19 protein-coding genes are annotated in these 18,078 nt (G+C 71.9%); 8 read left to right on the top strand and 11 right to left on the bottom strand.

Translation table 11 applies throughout. The features are described 5' to 3' along the window. Nucleotides 1-91 precede the first annotated feature (91 nt). Entirely contained in the window at nucleotides 92-676 is a 585-nt protein-coding gene (locus VMI11_12365; protein ID HTY73201.1) for a helix-turn-helix domain-containing protein, read from the top strand. A gap of 3 nt (nucleotides 677-679) precedes the next feature. Here VMI11_12365 and VMI11_12360 read toward each other — a convergent pair whose 3' ends face one another. From VMI11_12360 to nadA, 7 genes are all read right to left on the bottom strand, one after another. After that, a complete protein-coding gene (locus tag VMI11_12360) occupies nucleotides 680-1,678 on the bottom strand; it encodes an aldo/keto reductase family protein (GenBank protein ID HTY73200.1) in 999 nt (332 codons plus the stop codon). An 11-nt stretch (nucleotides 1,679-1,689) separates the two neighbouring features. Continuing rightward, nucleotides 1,690-2,592 (bottom strand): alpha/beta hydrolase, encoded by a 903-nt coding sequence (locus tag VMI11_12355; protein ID HTY73199.1) that lies wholly within the window; start codon nucleotides 2,590-2,592, stop codon nucleotides 1,690-1,692. 49 nt (nucleotides 2,593-2,641) lie between these two features. Further along, a complete protein-coding gene (locus VMI11_12350) occupies nucleotides 2,642-4,441 on the bottom strand; it encodes a GMC family oxidoreductase (protein HTY73198.1) in 1,800 nt (599 codons plus the stop codon). After that, a complete protein-coding gene (locus VMI11_12345) occupies nucleotides 4,438-4,686 on the bottom strand; it encodes a hypothetical protein (protein HTY73197.1) in 249 nt (82 codons plus the stop codon). Before VMI11_12345 ends, VMI11_12350 begins: the two co-directional genes overlap by 4 nt. A gap of 25 nt (nucleotides 4,687-4,711) precedes the next feature. Next, nucleotides 4,712-6,112, bottom strand: coding sequence for a wax ester/triacylglycerol synthase family O-acyltransferase (locus tag VMI11_12340; protein HTY73196.1), 1,401 nt, complete (start codon nucleotides 6,110-6,112; stop codon nucleotides 4,712-4,714). Between the two features lie 84 nt (nucleotides 6,113-6,196). Beyond that, on the bottom strand, nucleotides 6,197-6,784 hold the full coding sequence (locus tag VMI11_12335) for a DUF3043 domain-containing protein (GenBank protein ID HTY73195.1): 588 nt from the start codon (nucleotides 6,782-6,784) through the stop codon (nucleotides 6,197-6,199). A gap of 15 nt (nucleotides 6,785-6,799) precedes the next feature. Continuing rightward, entirely contained in the window at nucleotides 6,800-7,984 is a 1,185-nt protein-coding gene (gene nadA / locus VMI11_12330) for a quinolinate synthase NadA (GenBank protein ID HTY73194.1), read from the bottom strand. A 51-nt stretch (nucleotides 7,985-8,035) separates the two neighbouring features. On the opposite strand from nadA, the gene VMI11_12325 reads away from it, so the two are divergent. Both VMI11_12325 and erpA read left to right on the top strand, forming a co-directional pair. Further along, on the top strand, nucleotides 8,036-9,076 hold the full coding sequence (locus VMI11_12325) for a glycerate kinase (protein ID HTY73193.1): 1,041 nt from the start codon (nucleotides 8,036-8,038) through the stop codon (nucleotides 9,074-9,076). A gap of 129 nt (nucleotides 9,077-9,205) precedes the next feature. Beyond that, a complete protein-coding gene (gene erpA, locus VMI11_12320) occupies nucleotides 9,206-9,556 on the top strand; it encodes an iron-sulfur cluster insertion protein ErpA (protein HTY73192.1) in 351 nt (116 codons plus the stop codon). A 48-nt stretch (nucleotides 9,557-9,604) separates the two neighbouring features. On the opposite strand, the gene VMI11_12315 is transcribed toward erpA, so the two are convergent. After that, nucleotides 9,605-10,579 carry an aldo/keto reductase gene (locus tag VMI11_12315; protein HTY73191.1) on the bottom strand — a complete coding sequence of 325 codons (975 nt, stop codon included), beginning with the start codon at nucleotides 10,577-10,579 and terminating at the stop codon, nucleotides 9,605-9,607. Nucleotides 10,580-10,638: 59 nt separating this feature from the next. Then, nucleotides 10,639-11,835, bottom strand: a complete 1,197-nt coding sequence (locus tag VMI11_12310) for a hypothetical protein (GenBank protein HTY73190.1) — start codon at nucleotides 11,833-11,835, stop codon at nucleotides 10,639-10,641. A gap of 76 nt (nucleotides 11,836-11,911) precedes the next feature. On the opposite strand from VMI11_12310, the gene VMI11_12305 reads away from it, so the two are divergent. Beyond that, nucleotides 11,912-12,898 carry a carbohydrate kinase family protein gene (locus tag VMI11_12305; GenBank protein HTY73189.1) on the top strand — a complete coding sequence of 329 codons (987 nt, stop codon included), beginning with the start codon at nucleotides 11,912-11,914 and terminating at the stop codon, nucleotides 12,896-12,898. Nucleotides 12,899-12,929: 31 nt separating this feature from the next. Further along, nucleotides 12,930-13,556, top strand: a complete 627-nt coding sequence (aat, locus tag VMI11_12300; protein HTY73188.1) for a leucyl/phenylalanyl-tRNA--protein transferase — start codon at nucleotides 12,930-12,932, stop codon at nucleotides 13,554-13,556. Between the two features lie 12 nt (nucleotides 13,557-13,568). Here the strand turns inward: aat and VMI11_12295 are convergent, their stop codons facing one another. Both VMI11_12295 and VMI11_12290 read right to left on the bottom strand, forming a co-directional pair. Then, the gene (locus VMI11_12295) at nucleotides 13,569-13,802 is read right to left on the bottom strand and encodes a sulfurtransferase TusA family protein (protein HTY73187.1); all 234 of its coding nucleotides are present in this window, start codon (nucleotides 13,800-13,802) and stop codon (nucleotides 13,569-13,571) included. Then, nucleotides 13,799-14,971 (bottom strand): aminotransferase class V-fold PLP-dependent enzyme, encoded by a 1,173-nt coding sequence (locus VMI11_12290; GenBank protein ID HTY73186.1) that lies wholly within the window; start codon nucleotides 14,969-14,971, stop codon nucleotides 13,799-13,801. Before VMI11_12290 ends, VMI11_12295 begins: the two co-directional genes overlap by 4 nt. Before the next feature lie 140 nt (nucleotides 14,972-15,111). Between VMI11_12290 and coxB the strand changes: the two genes are divergently transcribed. Genes coxB through VMI11_12275 form a run of 3 tightly spaced genes read left to right on the top strand, consistent with a single transcriptional unit; the run spans nucleotide 15,112 to nucleotide 18,070 of the window. Then, nucleotides 15,112-15,933 carry a cytochrome c oxidase subunit II gene (coxB, locus tag VMI11_12285; protein HTY73185.1) on the top strand — a complete coding sequence of 274 codons (822 nt, stop codon included), beginning with the start codon at nucleotides 15,112-15,114 and terminating at the stop codon, nucleotides 15,931-15,933. Nucleotides 15,934-15,938: 5 nt separating this feature from the next. After that, nucleotides 15,939-17,678, top strand: a complete 1,740-nt coding sequence (gene ctaD, locus VMI11_12280) for a cytochrome c oxidase subunit I (GenBank protein HTY73184.1) — start codon at nucleotides 15,939-15,941, stop codon at nucleotides 17,676-17,678. Further along, nucleotides 17,675-18,070, top strand: a complete 396-nt coding sequence (locus VMI11_12275) for a cytochrome c oxidase subunit 4 (GenBank protein HTY73183.1) — start codon at nucleotides 17,675-17,677, stop codon at nucleotides 18,068-18,070. The genes ctaD and VMI11_12275 overlap by 4 nt, the downstream gene beginning before the upstream one ends. The last annotated feature ends 8 nt before the right edge of the window (nucleotides 18,071-18,078 follow it).

Raw genomic sequence — 18,078 nt, 5'->3', positions numbered from 1 at the left:
TGATGAGAGGCGAAGCGGAGGTTTCCTCCGGAACTATACGGAGGCTACCTCCGTTTAGCAAGCGTTGCCGCGTCGGCGAAGGAGGTCGGGCATGGGGCAGACCGCCCTGCGCGCTGACGCCCGCCGCAACCGTGACCTGCTCCTCGAGGCGGCCGCCCAGGCCTTCGCCGAGAACGGGGTCGACACCTCCCTGGAGGACATCGCCCGCCGCGCCGGGGTCGGCATCGGCACCCTCTACCGCCACTTCCCGACCCGCGAGGCGCTGGTCATCGCGACCTACGAGCGCGGCGTCAGCCTGCTGTGCGACGCCGCGCCCGCCCTGCTCGCGGAGTACCCCGACAAGGCCGACGTCGCGCTGGAGCTGTGGATGGAGCGCTACGTCGAGTACGTCGCCACGAAGCGCGGCCTGGCCGCCACCCTCAAGGCTGCGGTGGAGAGCCACGACGAGATGTTCGCGCAGGTCCGGCAGCGCATCCACGGGGCTGCCGACTCGCTGCTCGACGCAGCGGTGTCCTCCGGGCGGATCCGCCCGGACGTCCAGGGCGCCGACCTGCTGCGCGCGCTCGGCGGGATCTGCATGGTCAGCGACTCCGACGGCTGGCAGGAGCAGTCGATGCGGCTGATCAAGCTCCTCGTCGACGGCCTCCGGTACGGCGCCCCGGCGTACCTGGACTGACGGTCAGGGCAGCCGGGACGGGCTGCGCGTCAGATCCGGGTCCCGCACGACCGAGTCGCCGAGGATCTCGTCGATGCGTGCCATCGCTTCCGCGGGCAGCCGCACGCCGGAGGCTCCCGAGTTCTCGATGACCTGCTCCGGCCGAGAGGCGCCGATGATGGCGCAGGCGACGTTGTCGTTCTGCAGCACCCAGGCGACCGCCAGCTGGGCCATGGTCAGCGCGGCCTCCTGGGCGACCGGGCGCAGCGCCTGGACCCGGGTGAGCAGCTCGTCGTCGAGCCACTCGCGGATGTCGGCGCCGCCGCCCTTCTCGTCGGTGGCGCGCGACCCCGGGGGCGGGGCCTCGCCCGGGCGGTACTTGCCGGTCAGGACGCCTTGCGCGATGGGCGACCACACCACCTGGCTGAGTCCCGCCTCCTTCGAGGCGGGGACGACCTCGGTCTCGATCACCCGCCACAGCATCGAGTACTGCGGCTGGTTGCTCACCAACGGGACGCGCAGCTCGCGGGCCAGCGGGACGGCGGCCCGGATCTCCTCCGCGCGCCACTCCGACACACCGATGTAGAGCGCCTTGCCGGCGCGGACCACGTCCGCGAAGGCGAGCATCGTCTCCTCGAGCGGCGTCGTGTGGTCGTAGCGATGCGCCTGGTACAGGTCGACGTAGTCGGTCCGCAGCCGGCGCAGGGAGCCGTCGATGGACTCGAGGATGTGCTTGCGCGACAAACCGCGGTCGTTCGGACCGGGGCCGGTCGGCCAGTAGACCTTGGTGAGGATCTCCAGCCCCTGGCGCCGCTCGCCCGCCAGCGCCTTGCCCAGAACGGTCTCGGCGCGCGTCGCGGCGTACACGTCAGCCGTGTCGAAGGTGGTGATGCCGACGTCGAGCGCGGCCCGCACGCAGGCGATCGCCGCCTCCTCCTCGACCTGGGACCCATGGGTGATCCAGTTGCCGTATGCGATCTCGCTGATCGTCAGGCCCGAGTGGCCGAGGCGTCGGTACTCCACGATCCTCGACCCTAGTGTCGGCCTCGCCGCGCCATGAGCCGCTGCCGCTGGGCCGCGTCGATCCGGGCCGGCTCGGTGGAGTCGAGGAACTGGCGCAGCACGCGCGCGAAGCGCGCCGGCTCGTCCCTGTGCGGGAAGTGCCGGGCCTGTTCGAAGACCTCGAGCATGCTGCCCGGTATGGCCGCGTGGGCGGCGAAGGCGTGGGCCACCGGTATCACGCTGTCCAGGGCCCCCCAGACGATCAGGGTGGGCCGGCCCTCACCCAGGTAGAGCCGCTCGCTCGCGCTGATCCGCTGCCCACCGGGTCCGACGGCGTGGCGCACCGTCTGGACGAAGGCGTCCCTGGTCCGGCGATCCGCAAGAGAGGCGTAGCCGCGAGCCACCTCGATCACCGACGGCCGCAGCCCCAGCGGGAGAGGGCGGAGCACTCGGGCGGCCAACACGCCGGCATTCCTCACGTGCTTGTTGGCGATGAGGTCCAGGGCAAGGCCGGCGCCGGGGAGCGTCGCCGATCGGAGCAGCCAGCTCACCTCCGAGCCCAGCCCGCCGCTGCCCACGAGGACCAGTCGCTCGCAGCGCTCGACGTACTGGTAGGCGAACTGCATGCCGACGCCACCGCCGAGGGAGTGGCCGACCACGGTGACGCGTTCATGCCCCAGGTGATCGAGCAGGTCGCGCACGCTGCTTGCGAACGCGGCCACCGAGTAGTCGGTCCGGGGCTTGTCCGAGTCGCCGTGGCCGAGCAGGTCCGGGGCGATGACGTGGGCGTACGGGGCCAGCGCCCTCATGACCGGTTCCCAGGTGGCGCTGCTGCTCGTCATGCCGTGGATCAGGACGAGGACGGGCAGGTCGCGGTCCCCCGCCACGCGGTAGGTCATGCGGTGGCCGTGCAGCGTGACGTCGCGTTGCTCCACGGCCGGCCTCCCAGTTCCTCGAGGTGGGGCAGGTGTCCTGGCGGCGTTTCTACCGCTGCGCAGCTCGGGAAGCGAGCCGCCAGGCCCCGTGCGCGCCCGCGGGGACGGCGGGCCGTCTCGGCGGCACCGGGGCCACCTGCCGGTAGGGCTCGTCCTGACCGGGACGCGGATCGGCGTCGCCGTGGTTGGGCCACAGCGCGAAGGCGCGCTCGGCCTGGGCGGTGATCGTCAAGGCCGGGTTGACGCCGAGGTTGGCCGAGATGGTCGACCCATCGGCGATGTGCAGCCCGGGGTAGCGCCAGACCCGGTCGTAGGGGTCGACGACGCCGCGCCGAGGTGAGGACCCGATCACGCACCCGCCCAGGAAGTGGGCCGTCATCGGGATGTCGAACAGGTCGGTCAGCGAGCCCCCGGCGATGGCAGGCACCCCTGTCCGCGCCTCCAGCCGCCTCGCAAGGTTGCGCATCGCGGCGTGGCCGGCGGGGATCCAGTTCGGGTTGGGCGCCCCGGTCCCCGGCCGCGAGGACAGCCGCCAGCCGGGCAGCAGTCGGCGTCGCATCGGCTGCACGGTGATCGAGTTGTCCACCGGCTGCATGACCAGGCCGATGATCGTGCGCTCGGAGAACCGGCGAGCCGGCGCCGGCAGGAGGAACCGGATCAAGCCGGGGCGAGCGGCGAGCTGCTTGAGGACTCCCTGGACCCGCCCTCCCTTCAACCCGCCGGGTCGTCCATCGGCCATGAGCGTGAGCAGGTTGCCCATCGCGTTGGATCCCTTGCCGTAGCGGACGTTCTCGACGTGGGTGTCGGCGTCGGGATGGAAGGACGAGGTGATGGCCACGCCGTGCGTCAGGTCGACGCCGGGGGGCACCGACCGGCTCATCGCGCCCACCAGCGCCTCGGAGTTGGTGCGGGTCAGCTCGCCCAGACGATCGGACAGGAGGGGGAGCACACCCGTGCGCTTCATCCGGTGCAGCAGGGTCTGCGTACCCCAGGTGCCCGCGGCCAGCACGACGTGGGTGGCCGTGACGCTCTGCGTGTCCTTGCGCAGCCACGCCCCGGTCCGCTCGCTGGTGACCCGCCAACCCGCGCCTGGATCCGCCGGGTCGACCGGGCGCACGTCGACCACGGTCCGCAGCGGCTGAACCCGCACCCCGAGCCGCTCCGCGAGCGCCAGGTAGTTCTTGACCACGGTGTTCTTCGCGCCCACCCGGCAGCCGACCATGCAGTTACCGCACTCGGTGCAGCCGGTGCGCGGGGGTCCGATACCCCCGAAGAACGGGTCGGGCACGGTACGTCCGGGCTCACTGCCGTCGTCCCTGCCGAAGAACACGCCGACGGGGGTCTTGCGGAAGGTGTGACCGACACCCATCGCGTCCGCGGTCTCGCGCATCAGCTCCTCGACGGGTCCCTCGCAGGGGTTCTCCTGGACGACTCCGAGCATGCGGGTCGCCTGCTCGTAGTAGGGGGCCAGCTCGGCGGACCAGTCGGTGACGTCGCTCCACTGCCGGTCGGTGAAGAACGACCTGGGGGGCACGTACAGCGTGTTCGCGTAGCCCAGGGACCCGCCGCCCACCCCTGCGCCGGCGAGGATCAAGACGTCGTTGAGCCAATGGATGCGCTGGAGGCCGTACCACCGCAGTCGCGGGACCCAGAAGTACCGGCTGAGTCGCCACGACGTGCGGGGGAAGTCGTCGTCCTCGAATCGGCGTCCCGCTTCGAGGACGAGCACGTCGTAGTCCTTCTCGGCCAGACGCAGAGCGGCGACGCTGCCACCGAAACCGGAGCCGACGACGACGACGTCGTGATCGGTCCGGCTCGGGGTCGCCTCGTGGGAGCGGGACTCGGTCATGCGGCATCCTCCAGGTAGGCCTTGAGCCCGGTGACCGTGCTGGACACGAGCCCTCCGATGACGCGTCGACGGACGAAGCCGGGGAGGGGCAGATTGTGGCTCACCGTGAGCTCGAAGGAGACCTCGGTCGAAGCGGCCCCCCTGCGTCGCAGGGTGTACCGCCCGTCCTGGCCGGTCTGCAGCCCTCCCTCGAGGAGGTGCCAGGCGTCGACGGTGATGGTCCGGCTGGCCGTGTCGGTGGGCATGACGCTCCTTTCGGGTGCGGTCGCCTCAGGCGGCCTGGGCCATCCGCAGCAGGACATCCATCTCCTCGTCGAAGGCGTGCACGAGCTTCTCGGGGTCGGGCACCACACCCGCGTCGACCTTGAAACCGACACGCACCGTCCGGTCGTAGCTGAAGATGCAGATCCCGACGGTCTGGCGACCGGATCCCGGCACCCAGCCGAGGACGCCGGCGATGCGGCTGCCTGCGACGTAACGCCCGACCAGAGGGCCTGGCACGTTCGTCGTCACCCCGATCGTCTTCCCGGCGAAGAAGTCGATGGCGACGCGGGCGAGCTCGGGTGTGGTCCGCCCGATGGCGTTGACGATCCCGAAGGTCAGTACCGCCTCCGGCGAGCTCTTGATCGAGTCCATCCGGCGCTTGGTCTCGGAGAGCCGCTGGAGAGGTGCCCGAACCCCGGTGGGCAGGGGCAACATCACGAGAGCGAACTTGTTGCCCAGGAAGGGTGGCAGCGGCCGGTCCAGGGGCCGGAGGTTGACCGGGACCATGGTCGTGAGGTCCACCGGGTCGCCCCCGTGGTCGACGAGGTAGGCGGTGAGGGCTCCCGAGACCGCGGCGACGAGGACGTCGTTGACGGTGGCGCCCGCCAGGTGGCTGATGCGCTTGACGTCGGAGATGAACCTCGGCCGCGACCACACGGCGCGCTTCGGCACACCGGGGGTCCCGCTCAACGGGGTGTCGGGGTTGGTCCCCAGGAACAGCTTGTCGGCGATCTGCCCCGTCTGCAGGCCCAGCTTGAGGACGTCGAGTGCCAGCAGCGGGTTCGCTGCGTCCGGCAGTGCCGAGATCAGCTGCCGCGCCTCGCGCAACCCCGCGGCCGCGGTGTCGCTCACCCAGGCGGCGGGACCAGACAACCAGCCCCGCCCGGCCGGAGCCGCCGTCCCTCGCGGCGCCTCGAGCTCCTCGAGGTCCGCGGTCGGGTCGGCGTCGGTGAGTGAGAGCAGCACATGGGTCAGCGCGATCCCGTCGGCGAGGGAGTGATGGAACCTGCTGATGACGACCGAGCCGCCGAGGTACCCGTCGACGAAGTGCAGCTCCCACAGGGGGTGCCGGCGGTCGAGAGGCTGACTCATCTGCTGCTCCACGTAATCCTGCAGGCACCCGTCGTCCCCGGGTCCCCGCAGCGCGACTCGGCGCAGGTGCCGGTCCAGCGAGAAGTCGGGGTCGTCCTCCCAGTGCGGCATTCCCAGCGGGGTCGAGGCCTCGACCGGGCGCTGGCGGAACACCGGGTAGCGGTCAACCAGGCGACGCCGGACGACCGCCGTCAGCCGCTCCCAGTCCACCGGCTCGTCGAACCACATGACGGAGTCGATGACCATGAGGTTGGCCGGCCGGTCCATGGCCAGCCAGATGCTGTCCACCGCTCCGATGGGTCGCCTGCCGCTCATCACCCACGCTGCCCGCCTCGACGTCGATGCCCATGTGAGCACCCGTCGAGGCCGCCAGCCAGGGCCCTTCGACCCGTTGCCGGCCTAGGGGCGCGGCGGCTCCTTGGTCTTTCGACGCCCGACGAGGATGCTCTGCCGAGGCACCGTGGGCTTGGGGATGCGCAGCCGCCGGAACTGGGTGGAGCGCAGGACGCCGTACATGCGCAGGCCCTTGAGCGGCTCGTCGGGGAAGCGCTCGCGGACCCCGTGCCGGATGCCGCGTGCGATGAGCAGGCTGTCCATGAGTGCGGACGCGAGCAGCACGTAGAACAGCGTGAACAGCGGGTGGTACAGGATGCCGAACAGCCAGGCGGCGCCGGTGCCGGGCAGCAGCCACTCGTTGACCGTCCAGCGCGCGTCGACGAAGTCGCGCACCCACTTGCGCACGGGGCCGCGGTCGCGGGCCGGCAGGTAGCGCGGGTCGCCCTCGGCCGCCGCCCGGCGGGCCTCCAGCCGCTGCGCGCTGGCCCGTTGCCGGTCGAGCTTGCGAGCCTCCCGGGAGTTCTTGGGCGGCTTCACGCGGGCGGCTCGGGCCGCCTCGGCGGACTTGCGGGTCGGCGTGGGCCGGCCCTTGCCCGCCAGGGAGGGGGTGGACTCCGGTGCGGGAGCCTCCGAGGCCCGACGTCTGAACACGGGGACGAGGGTAGATCAGTCGACGGGCTGGGCCGGCACCGCCGCGACCCCCGGCAGGGCGAGCATCCGGTCCAGGGCCACCCTCGCCCAGTGGGCCACGTCGGGATCCACGCTGATCCGGTTGACGACCCGGCCCTCGCCGAGGTTCTCCAGCGCCCAGACGAGGTGCGGCAGGTCGATGCGGTTCATCGTCGAGCAGAAGCACACGGTGCGGTCCAGGAACACCACCGTCTGCTCCGGGTGCTGCAGGGCCAGCCGCTGGACGAGGTTGAGCTCGGTCCCTACCGCCCAGGCCGAGCCCGCAGGCGCGTTCTCGATCGCGGCGATGATGGCCTCGGTGGACCCGACCAGGTCCGCCTTCGTCACGACGTCGTACGTGCACTCCGGGTGCACGATCACCCGGATCCCGGGGATGCGCTCCCGGACCTCGTCGACGGCGTCGGCGGGGAAGCGGCCATGCACCGAGCAGTGGCCCTTCCACAGGACCATCCTCGCGTCGCGCAGCTGCCCGGCCGTCAGCCCGCCGCCGGGGCGGTGCGGGTCGTAGACCACGCAGTCGCCGAGGGACATCCCGAGCTCGAGCACCGCCGTGTTGCGCCCCAGGTGCTGGTCCGGCAGGAAGAGCACCCGGTCGCCGTGCTCGAAGGCCCAGTCGAGGGCCCGCCGGGCGTTCGAGGAGGTGCAGACAGTGCCGCCGTGCCGCCCGGTGAAGGCCTTGATGGCGGCGGTGGAGTTCATGTACGTCACCGGGACCGTGCTCTTCTCCAGCCCGGCGTCGGCGAGGGTGTCCCAGGCGTCCTCGACCTGGCCGATCGCGGCCATGTCCGCCATCGAGCAGCCCGCGGCCAGGTCGGGGAGCACGACCTGCTGCTGGTCGCTCGTCAGGATGTCGGCCGACTCGGCCATGAAGTGCACGCCGCAGAAGACGATGTACGGCGCCTGCGGGCGCGCCGCGGCCTCGCGGGCCAGCTTGAAGGAGTCGCCCGTCACGTCGGCGAGGGCGATCACCTCGTCGCGCTGGTAGTGGTGGCCGAGGACGAAGACCCGCTCGCCGAGGCGTGCCTTGGCGGCCCGGGCCCGCTCGACCAGATCGGGGTCCGACGCTGGCGGGAGGGCGCCCGGACAGTCCACCCCGCGCTCGCTGTCGGGGTCGGCGCCGTGGCCGAGCAGCAGCAGCTGGAGGGGCGTCGCCGTGCTCACTCCTCGATGCTGTCACACCTCGGCCGAGGCAGCCCGGCCTAGGATCCGCCGGTGACGCGCGTGCTGCTCGCCCCGGACAAGTGGGCGGGAACGCTCTCCGCCCGCGAGGTCGCCGCCGCCCTCGCGCGCGGCTGGGCCCTCGGGGCGCCCTGGGTCGACGCCGTCGAGCTGCCGCTCTCGGACGGCGGGCCCGGCTTCGTCGACGTGCTGCACGCCGCCCTCGGCGGCGAGCTGCTCGCGGTGACCGCCGGCGGACCCCTGGGCGACCCGACACCCGCCGCCGTCCTCGTGGTGCAGGGCTCGCGTGCCACCACGGCCTACGTGGAGTCCGCCCAGGCGTGCGGCCTGCAGGCGCTGCCCGAGGGCGTACGTGCTCCGCTCGACGCGACCTCGGCCGGCGTCGCCGACCTGCTGCGCGTCGCGCTCGACGCGGGGGCCGCCACGGTCGTGGTCGGGGTCGGCGGCAGCGCGTGCACCGACGGCGGCCGTGGGCTCGTGGCCGCCCTCGGTGGGACCGGGGCGTGGCCGGCGGACGTCGAGCTCGTGGTCGCGACCGACGTCGACAGCCCGCTGCTCGGCCACCACGGGGCCGCGGCGACGTTCGGGCCGCAGAAGGGTGCCGACCCGGCACAGGTCGAGGAGCTCGAGCGCCGGTTGACGGCATGGGTCGCCGAGACCCGAGGCGACCCGGAGGCCCCGGGCTCGGGCGCGGGCGGCGGGACGGCGTACGGGCTCCTGCTCCTGGGCGGGCGACGGGTCAGCGGGGTCCAGACCGTGGTCGACGCGGTGGACCTGCCGGGCCGGGCCGAGAACGCCGACCTGCTGGTGACCGGCGAGGGTCGCCTGGACGCCACCTCGCTGCTGGGGAAGGTGCCCCGCGGGGTGGCCTGGGCCGCCCAGCGGGCCGGCCGGCCGTGCGTCGTCGTCGCGGGGGACAGCGTGGTGGGGCGCCGTGAGTACGCCGCCGCGGGGATCGATTCCGTCTACACCCTGGTCGAGACCTTCGGCCGCACCCAGGCGCTCGACCGCCCTGCCGAGCTGCTCGAGACCCTCGCGGTCCGCGTCGCCCGCGAGTGGTCACCGCGGGCCTAGCCGCCCGGGTCGGGGTCGCCCCGTGTGCGACGGCAGGTCGGCGTCGCCCCCGTGTGCGACCATGGGAATGTTCCGCCACGCGCGGGTGTTGCCCGCTCGGTACCAGTCGACACGCTCAAGGAGTTCTCGATGACGATCCAGGACGAGACCGCGACCAGCGGCGTCATCGTCACCGACGCGGCCGCCTCGAAGGTGCGCTCGCTGCTCGAGCAGGAGGGCCGTGACGACCTGGCCCTGCGGATCGCGGTGCAGCCCGGCGGCTGCTCGGGCCTGCGCTACCAGCTGTTCTTCGACGAGCGCGCGCTCGACGGCGACGTCGTCAAGGACTTCGGCGGCGTCAACGTCGTCGTCGACCGGATGAGCGTCCCGTACCTCAACGGCGCCACGATCGACTTCGTCGACACGATCGAGAAGCAGGGGTTCACCATCGACAACCCCAACGCCACCGGCTCCTGCGCCTGCGGCGACTCCTTCCACTGAGTCGACCTCAAACGCCTGCGGCGATTTCCCTTTCGAGGTCGGCCGATCTCAGGTGCGCCCGGCGAGCTGACTCGCAAGGGGAACCAGCTGGTCCTCGATCATCGCCCACGCATCGTCGGGCAGGTTCAGGTCCGCGGCGCCTGCGTTCGATCGCGCCCGCTCGGGGCTGCTCGACCCCGCGATGGCCGACGTGACGCCTGGCTGGTGCAGGACCCAGGCGAGGGCGACCTGGGCGACGCTCGCATCGACCCGGTCGGCGATGCGCCGAAGGCCGCCGACGATCTGACGCACCACCTCGGCGTTCTCCAGACACATCAGCTCCGGGTAGACGGTCAGGTCCTCCCAGGGGGTGCCGATCCAGCGTTGGCGTACCTGCTCGAACGACGTGTCGGTCAGCAGCCCGCCCGCGAGCGGTTCGTAGATGGTGACGGCGATGCCCTGGCGCCCGCACCAGGCGATCATGTCTCGGCTGTCCACGTAGTCGATCACGCTGAGACCGGTCTGGATCAGGTCGACCGGGCGTTCCCCGTGGCAGCGGGCGACGTCCTCCTGCGCGTAGTTCGACAGGCCGATGGTGCGGACCCGGCCGTCGTCGACCAGCGAGGCCATCGCCCCCCAGGTGTCCTCCAGGGGCACGCCGGTCCGGTCCGGCCAGTGCAGCAGGTAGATGTCGAGGTGGTCCCTGCCGAGGCGCCGCAGGCTGTTCTCGCAGGCCCGACGGATCTGCTCGGGTCGAAAGCCGCTTCCGCCGCCGCTGTGGACCGCGCCCGGAGCGGCCTTCGAGCAGACGAGGAAGGGTCCAGGCATCGCTTGCAGCGCGGCGCCGATGACCGCCTCGTTCTTGGTGTCGAAGTAGTTCTCCGAAGTGTCCACCCAGTTGACGCCGGACTCGTCTGCGGCGTGCAGCACCGCGTTGGCCCGCGTGACCTGCGATGCGTCGTCGGCGTCGTGGCCGAGCCATGCGCCGCCGAGACCGATCGCCGAGATCTCGACATCACTCGTCCCGATGCGCAGACGCTGCATCCTTCTCCCTTCGACCAGCGGATGGTCGCAGCGCGACCGGGTGGGGTCAACGGGCCTCGTCAGCTCGGGTGCCCCACGACCTGTGGCGAGGTCGGAGGGCCTGGGATCGCGACGGGCGGGCTCGGGGTGATCCGGTACGGCGGTGTGGAGCCGCTTCTCACCGGCATCGAGGAGCCCGGGCCGGCCGAGCCGGCACCGCTGCCGGCGGAACCGCCGCCGGTCGACCCGGGGCTCGTGGCCCCGCCGCCGGTGGGCGGGTGCGGCGCGGCGACGTACGCAGGGGAGAGCGCGCCCTGGATCGGTCCCGCGCCCCCACCCGCGACCTGGAAGCTCCACGCCGGCACCAGCAGAGGGTCCGTCCCGTCCTCCCACGCCGCCATGAGCGCGTACCTCGCACCCGTCACGACCACCGGGACGTTCGCCGGGCAGCGCTCGCCCGCCAGGCAGGCGATCTCGGGCACCGGCAGCAGCGCGAGTCCGTCGAAGGCCTGCCGCGCGCTGCGCAGGGGATAGGTCCCGACGGCCCGCAGGGCGTGCTCGACCGGCGCCAGCCACCCTCCCGCACTGACCGATCCGCCGGGACCGACCACGACCTCGGTGGGGAAGCCGGTCGTGGCCAGGCCCCCCACGCTCGGGTCCGCGCTCACCCAGCGCATCGACGGGTCGCCGGTGTACGTCGCTCCCGACAGGCCGAGCAGGGCCAGCAGCGGGCCGGCCACGCGACGCGCCTGGGCCTCGCTCACGCTCGGTCCGCCGGGGGCGGAGGAGACCGCGCAGGCGACGGAGGTGTCCGCGGCGTAGCCGTCGACCGGGAGCGGGCCGCAGGAGCCCAGCCGAACGTCCGAGACGTAGGCCCACGGCGAGCCCGCGGCGTCGTAGACGCGCACCTTCGCGCGGCCCTGCGTGATGCTCCACCCCTGCTCGTCGTGGACCACGGGGCCGCTGACGCCGAACACGCGGCCGATCGCGACCACCTTGGCCCGGGCGTCGCTCACCCGGCCGAGGGCCCACACCTGCCCGCGGGTCGGCTCGGTGGGCAGGGAGGCGCGCAGCACGTACCGGCCGGCGCGGGTGCCGGACGGCTCGGCCGCCGCTGCCGCGGGGACGTTGCCGGTGTACGTACCGATGCGCAGGGGCCGCAGCGAGGTGGCGCCGGCGCCCGGGTGGCTGGCGTGGTTGCCGATGACGACGACACCGGCCACGGTCACCGCGGCGGCGGCCGCGGCGAGGACCGGCAACACGACGGAGGACCTCATGCCGATGGGACGGTACGGATCGAGCCCGCGGTTCCCGGTACCCTCGTTCGGCCGAACGCGTCCAAAGGAGTGCTGCGTGCGCATCGCCGTGACCGGCTCGATCGCCACCGACCACCTGATGACCTTCCCGGGGCGCTTCAGCGACTCCCTCGTCGCGGACAAGCTCGACAAGGTGTCGTTGTCGTTCCTGGTCGAGGACCTCGACATCCGTCGGGGCGGCGTGGCCGCCAACATCGCCTTCGGGATGGCCTGCCTGGGCCTTCGGCCCGTCCTCGTGGGCGCGGTGGGCGCCGACTTCGCCGACTACCGGTCGTGGCTGGAGCGCCACGGCGTGGACACCGAGTCGGTTCACGTGAGCGACGTCCGGCACACCGCCCGATTCGTCTGCACCACGGACCTCGACGCCAACCAGATCGCGTCGTTCTACCCGGGAGCCATGAGCGAGGCGCGGGACATCGAGCTGGGCCCGGTCGTCGAGCGCGTTGGAGGGCTGGACCTCGTCGTCATCGGGGCCAACGACCCCGAGGCGATGCTGCGGCACACCCAGGAGTGCCGCCAGCGCGGCATCCCCTTCGCCGCCGACCCCAGCCAGCAGCTGGCCCGGATGGACGGCCCGGAGATCCGCGAGCTGATCGACGGGGCGGCGTACCTGTTCACCAACGAGTACGAGGCCGCGCTGACCGAGGCGAAGACCGGCTGGTCGGCGGAGGAGGTCCTCGACCGCGTCGGCGTACGGGTCACGACCTTGGGCAAGGACGGGGCGCGCGTCGAGAGCCGTGGCGAGCCGGCGGTCGTCGTCACCTGCCCCGAGGAGGAGCTCAAGGTCGACCCGACCGGAGTGGGTGACGCCTTCCGCGCCGGCTTCCTGGCCGGCCTGGCGTGGGACCTGCCGGCGCAGCGCTGCGCCCAGGTCGGCTCCCTGCTGGCGACCTACGTGATCGAGACGGTGGGGACCCAGGAGTACGCGCTCGCGCGGGCGCGCTTCCTCGAGCGCATCGGCAAGACCTACGGCGACGAGGCGGTCCTCGACATCGAGCCGCACGTCGTGTGCCCCCGCCCTTGACCGCTGCGACCGCCGGCGGGACCGCGCGGGGATGAACGACGACGACCTCGTGGGGGTCGGCCTCGACCTCCGGCCGGCCACCCTGCTGAAGGCCTATCGGGTGGGGCTGTTCCCGATGCGGCTGAGCGGGCGTACCGGCCAGCTCGGGTGGTGGTCCCCCGACCCGCGCGGGATCCTCCCGCTGGACCGGCTGCGGGTCTCCCGGTCCCTGCGCCAGTCCGCTCGTCGCTACACCGTGACGCTCGACCGCGACTTCACGGCCGTCATCGCCGCGTGCGCCGATCCCGCGCGTCCGGACGCCTGGATCGGCGAGGACTTCGTCGCGGCCTACACGCGACTGCACCGGATGGGCCGCGCGCACTCGGTGGAGACCTGGCTCGACGGCCGGCTCGTCGGGGGGCTGTACGGCGTGTGCGTCGGCGGCCTGTTCGCCGGGGAGTCGATGTTCCACCGCGCCACCGACGCCTCGAAGGTGGCCCTCGTCCGGCTGGTCGAGGTGCTGACGTCCGACGGCGTGCCCGGGCGGCTGCTGGACTGCCAGTGGACCACGCCCCACCTGGTCTCCCTCGGCGCGCGCGACGTCGCGCGCGCCGAGTACCTGGAGCTGCTCGCGGCGGCCCTGGAGCTGCCCGAGCCCCCGGAGTTCAGGCACCCCTGACACCTCGACGTCTCAGGCCTCCCGGCGCACGAGGTGGGCGCGCGCCCCGTCGACGGTCGTCTCGCCCAGGTAGGAGTGGCCCCGGAGGGCGCACCAGGCCGGGATGTCGCTGGCGCTCGCCGGGTCGTCGGCGAGCACGGCGACCACCTCGCCCACGGCGACGTCCCCGATGCGCCCGGCGAGGGTGATGACGGGCATGGGGCAGCCCTGGCCCCGCTGGTCCAGCAGGAGGGCGTAGGTCGTCACCGTCGGGCTCCGAGCCGTCCGCGGGCCCGTTCGACCACGCCGGGCAGGACGTCGAGGAAGCGGTGCACGTCGGCGTCGCTGACGCCGCGGGGCAGCGAGATACGAAGGTTGCCGTGGGACACCGCTCCCATCGCGACGAGCACGTGGGAGGGGCGCAGGGTGTCGGACGTGCACGCCGATCCGGAGGACACGGCGAAGCCGGCGCGGTCGAGCTCGTCGACCAGCGACTCCCCGTCGACGTAGAGGCAGGAGAATGTCACGACGTGCGGGAGCCGGTCCTCGGCGTCTCCGACGACCTGGACGTCGGGCACGTCCGCAGGCACCCGCTCGCGGACCATCGCGACGAGGGTGAACAGGCGAGCGTCCTCCGCGCGCGCCTCCTCGAGCGCCTGGGGGCCGGCCACGGCCTCCAGCGCCGCTGCTGCCGCGGCGATCGCTGGCACGGCGGGGCGTCCCGGCGCCCGGCCGCCCTCCCGGTCGTCCGTGGGCAGTGGGCTGCGCCACCGGGTCCCCGTGCGGACGGCGAGGACGCCGACGCCGGGCGGACCCCCCCACTTCGCGCTGCTCGCGGCCAGCAGCGACCAGGTCGAGGGGAGCCGTTCGGCTCGACCCACCACCTGCGCGGCGTCGACGAGCAGGGCCACTCCTGCCGCTCGGCACGCGGCCCACGCCTCCGCCACCGGCTGCCGCGTACCCACCTCGTGGTTGGCCGCCTGCAGGCAGGCGAGCACGGTGCCAGGGCCGCTGACCTCGGCCGCCCATGCGGTCGGGTCGACGCGCCCCGTCGCGTCCACGGGGACGATGGCCACGGAGCCGCCGCGGGCAGCGTGGTGCTCGGCCGCGTGCAGCACCGCCGAGTGCTCGACGGCGCTGGCGACCACGCGATCACCGGTACGCCGCCCGCCCTCGACGGCGCCCAGGACGGCCGCATGGACGGCGGTGGTACCGGAGGAGGTGAACACCACCTCCTCGGGGCGACAACCGAGCACGCCGGCGACGGTCTCCCTCGAGGTCTCGAGGACCTGGCGAGCGTGCCGGGCCGACGAGTAACGGCGACCGGGGTCCGCCCAGGCCAGCTCGCTCGCGGCCCGCAGCGCCTCCCGCGCGGCGGGGTGCAGCGGTTCGGTGGCCGCGGCGTCGAGGTAGCCCCGAGGGGGGTCCGGGAGCACGAGGATTCAACTTAGTCACGGACGCGACCGAGGGTGTGCCCCTGCCCTGCCGGGGCAGGGGTCCTGCGCTACGGTGACCTCTGCGAAACCCGCCGAGTTCCGCCGACCCTCGGGTCCCGACCAGCCCGGAGCAGCACCCCGTGACGACCCCTGCCCATCGCGCCAAACGGCTCGCCAGGCTGGGCGTGCTCTGCCTCGCGGCGGTGTCGCTGAGCGGCTGCGATCTCAAGCGGGTCGCTCGGCTGGGCATGCCCACCTCGGCCACCACCCAAGGCGATCGGATCGTCCACCTGTGGCAGGGGGCGTGGCTGGCGGCGACCGTGGTCGGGCTGATCGTGGTCGGGCTCATCATCTGGGCGGTCATCGCCTACCGCCGGCGCGGCGAGGCCGTCCCTGCCCAGACCCGCTACAACGTCCCGATCGAGATCCTCTACACCGCCGTCCCGCTCGTGGTCATCGCCGTGCTCTTCTTCTTCACCGCTCGCGACGAGGCGAAGCTCACGGCGGTCACCGACCATCCGGACCTGCGGGTCAACGTCGTCGGCTACCGGTGGAGCTGGACGTTCAACTACCTGGACTCCGACACCTTCGACGTCGGTTCCCCGGCGCAGCTGCCGACACTGTGGCTGCCGGTGAACCAGACCGTGCAGTTCGAGTTGACGTCGCCCGACGTCATCCACGACTTCTGGGTCGTGGAGTTCATCGAGAAGCGCGACATCATCCCCGGGCGGATCAACACCTATGACCTCACGCCCACGCGGATCGGGACCTATCGTGGTGAGTGCGCCGAGCTCTGTGGCACCTACCACTCGCGGATGCTGTTCCAGGTCAAGGTGGTCAGCAAGGCAGACTTCGATGCCCACATCGCGCTGCTGAAGTCCCTCGGCCAGAACGGGCAGATCAACGGCAAGGTGCTGACGAACGTGACGGGCAAGCAGGGCCGCACGCGGATCGGAGGCTAGGACCAGTGACGCTGCTCGAAGAGCCTCGGCGCCTCGCCCCCGAGCCGGAGCCGACGCCGGTCCGGCGCGAGCCACGCGGGCGCATCGTCGTGCGCTGGATCACGACGACCGACCACAAGACCATCGGGTTCCTCTACCTGATCACCTCGTTCGTCTTCTTCCTCTTCGGCGGGATCCTCGCGCTGATGATGCGCGCGGAGCTCGCCCGGCCGGGGCTGCAGTTCTTCAGCGAGGAGCAGTACAACCAGCTGTTCACCATGCACGGCTCGATCATGCTGCTGCTCTTCGCGACGCCGCTGTTCGTGGGTTTCGCCAACTGCATCGTCCCGCTGCAGATCGGGTCGCCCGACGTGGCGTTCCCGCGCCTGAACATGCTCAGCTACTGGCTCTTCCTGTTCGGCGGGCTGATCGTGTGCTCCGGGTTCATCACCCCGGGCGGCGCCGCCAGCTTCGGCTGGTTCCTCTACACACCGCTCAGCAGCGACCAGTTCAGTCCGGGCGCCGGGTCGGACCTGTGGATCATGGGCTTCGCCCTCACCGGTCTGGGCACGATCCTGGGTGGCGTCAACTTCATCACCACGATCCTTTGCATGCGAGCGCCGGGCATGACGATGTTCCGGATGCCGATCTTCACCTGGAACATCCTGGTGACCTCGCTGCTGGTGCTGCTGGCGTTCCCGATCCTCGCCGCCGCCCTGCTGGTGCTCGAGATCGACCGTAGGTTCGGAGCACAGGTCTTCACCGCGGCCAACGGCGGCCCGATCCTGTGGCAGCACCTGTTCTGGTTCTTCGGCCATCCCGAGGTCTACATCATCGCGCTGCCGTTCTTCGGCATCGTGAGCGAGATCATCCCGGTCTTCTCCCGCAAGCCGATCTTCGGCTACAAGGGGCTGATCTTCGCGACTATCGCGATCGCGGCGCTGTCAGTGGCCGTCTGGGCCCACCACATGTACGTCACCGGGGCGGTGCTGCTGCCGTTCTTCGCCTTCATGACGATGCTCATCGCGGTGCCCACGGGTGTGAAGTTCTTCAACTGGATCGGCACGATGTGGCGAGGCTCGCTGTCCTTCGACACCCCGCTGCTGTGGGTGCTGGGCTTCCTGGTGACCTTCCTCTTCGGCGGACTCACCGGGATCATCCTCAGCTCCCCGCCGCTGGACTTCGAGGTCAGCGACAGCTACTTCGTGGTGGCCCACTTCCACTACGTCGTGTTCGGCACCGTCGTCTTCGCGATGTTCGGCGGCTTCTACTACTGGTGGCCGAAGTTCACCGGGAAGATGCTGGACGAGCGGCTCGGCAAGATCCACTTCTGGCTGCTCTTCATCGGGTTCCACACCACCTTCTTCGTCCAGCACTGGCTCGGCGTCATGGGGATGCCACGTCGCTACGCCGACTACCTCGCCAGCGACCACTGGACCACGCTCAACACGGTGTCCACGATCGGCTCGTTCGTCCTCGGCGCCTCCACCCTGCCGTTCCTGTGGAACGTGTACACGACGTGGAAGTACGCGCCGCACGTCGAGGTGGACGACCCGTGGGGCTGGGGTCGCTCGCTCGAGTGGGCCACCTCGTGCCCGCCGCCTCGGCACAACTTCCACAGCCTGCCGCGCATCCGCTCGGAGTCCCCGGCCTTCGACCTCCACCACCCTGAGCTCGCGCCGGCGGCGGCCAGCGGTGCCAACCTGCTCGCCCAGGTCCAGCCCGAGCCGGACGTCGTCGCGTCGGCGGGGGAGGCGGAGCGATGAAGGTCGAGGGGTACCTCTTCGCGCTCGTGGCGGTGTTCTTCGGCATCGCCGCCGCGGCGTACTGGATCCTGTCGCGTGAGCCCGCGGGAACTGCCGCCTTGGTGCTCAGCGGGGGCCTCGGGTTCATCGTCGGCTACTACCTCATCTTCACCTCGCGGCGGATCGATCCGAGACCAGAGGATGACCTCGACGCGGACGTCGCCGACGGTGCGGGCGACCTCGGCTTCTTCAGCCCGTACAGCTGGTGGCCGCTGCCGGTCGGCGCCAGCGCCGCCGTGCTGGCCCTGGGCGTCGTGTTCGCGATGTGGCTCGTGGTGCTCGGGGTCTTTATGCTGGTCGCCTCGGCCATCGGGTTCGTGTTCGAGTACTACCGAGGGGTCCACGCGCACTAGGGCGGTGC

The sequence above is a fragment of the Actinomycetes bacterium genome (assembly GCA_035506535.1).
GTDB lineage: Bacteria > Actinomycetota > Actinomycetes > DATJPE01 > DATJPE01 > DATJPE01.
Note: the sequence above shows the minus strand (reverse complement) of the source record. Positions and strands in the feature narration are given on the sequence as shown.

Bases quoted from the DNA above. Each gene is read 5' to 3' on its own strand.
- erpA (HTY73192.1), top strand. From the start codon at position 9,206: ATGACGATCCAGGACGAGACCGCGACCAGCGGCGTCATCGTCACCGAC.
- VMI11_12350 (HTY73198.1), bottom strand. From the start codon at position 4,441: ATGACCGAGTCCCGCTCCCACGAGGCGACCCCGAGCCGGACCGATCAC.
- VMI11_12365 (HTY73201.1), top strand. From the start codon at position 92: ATGGGGCAGACCGCCCTGCGCGCTGACGCCCGCCGCAACCGTGACCTG.
- VMI11_12345 (HTY73197.1), bottom strand. From the start codon at position 4,686: ATGCCCACCGACACGGCCAGCCGGACCATCACCGTCGACGCCTGGCAC.
- VMI11_12315 (HTY73191.1), bottom strand. From the start codon at position 10,579: ATGCAGCGTCTGCGCATCGGGACGAGTGATGTCGAGATCTCGGCGATC.
- VMI11_12275 (HTY73183.1), top strand. From the start codon at position 17,675: ATGAAGGTCGAGGGGTACCTCTTCGCGCTCGTGGCGGTGTTCTTCGGC.
- VMI11_12310 (HTY73190.1), bottom strand. From the start codon at position 11,835: ATGAGGTCCTCCGTCGTGTTGCCGGTCCTCGCCGCGGCCGCCGCCGCG.
- VMI11_12340 (HTY73196.1), bottom strand. From the start codon at position 6,112: ATGAGCGGCAGGCGACCCATCGGAGCGGTGGACAGCATCTGGCTGGCC.
- aat (HTY73188.1), top strand. From the start codon at position 12,930: ATGAACGACGACGACCTCGTGGGGGTCGGCCTCGACCTCCGGCCGGCC.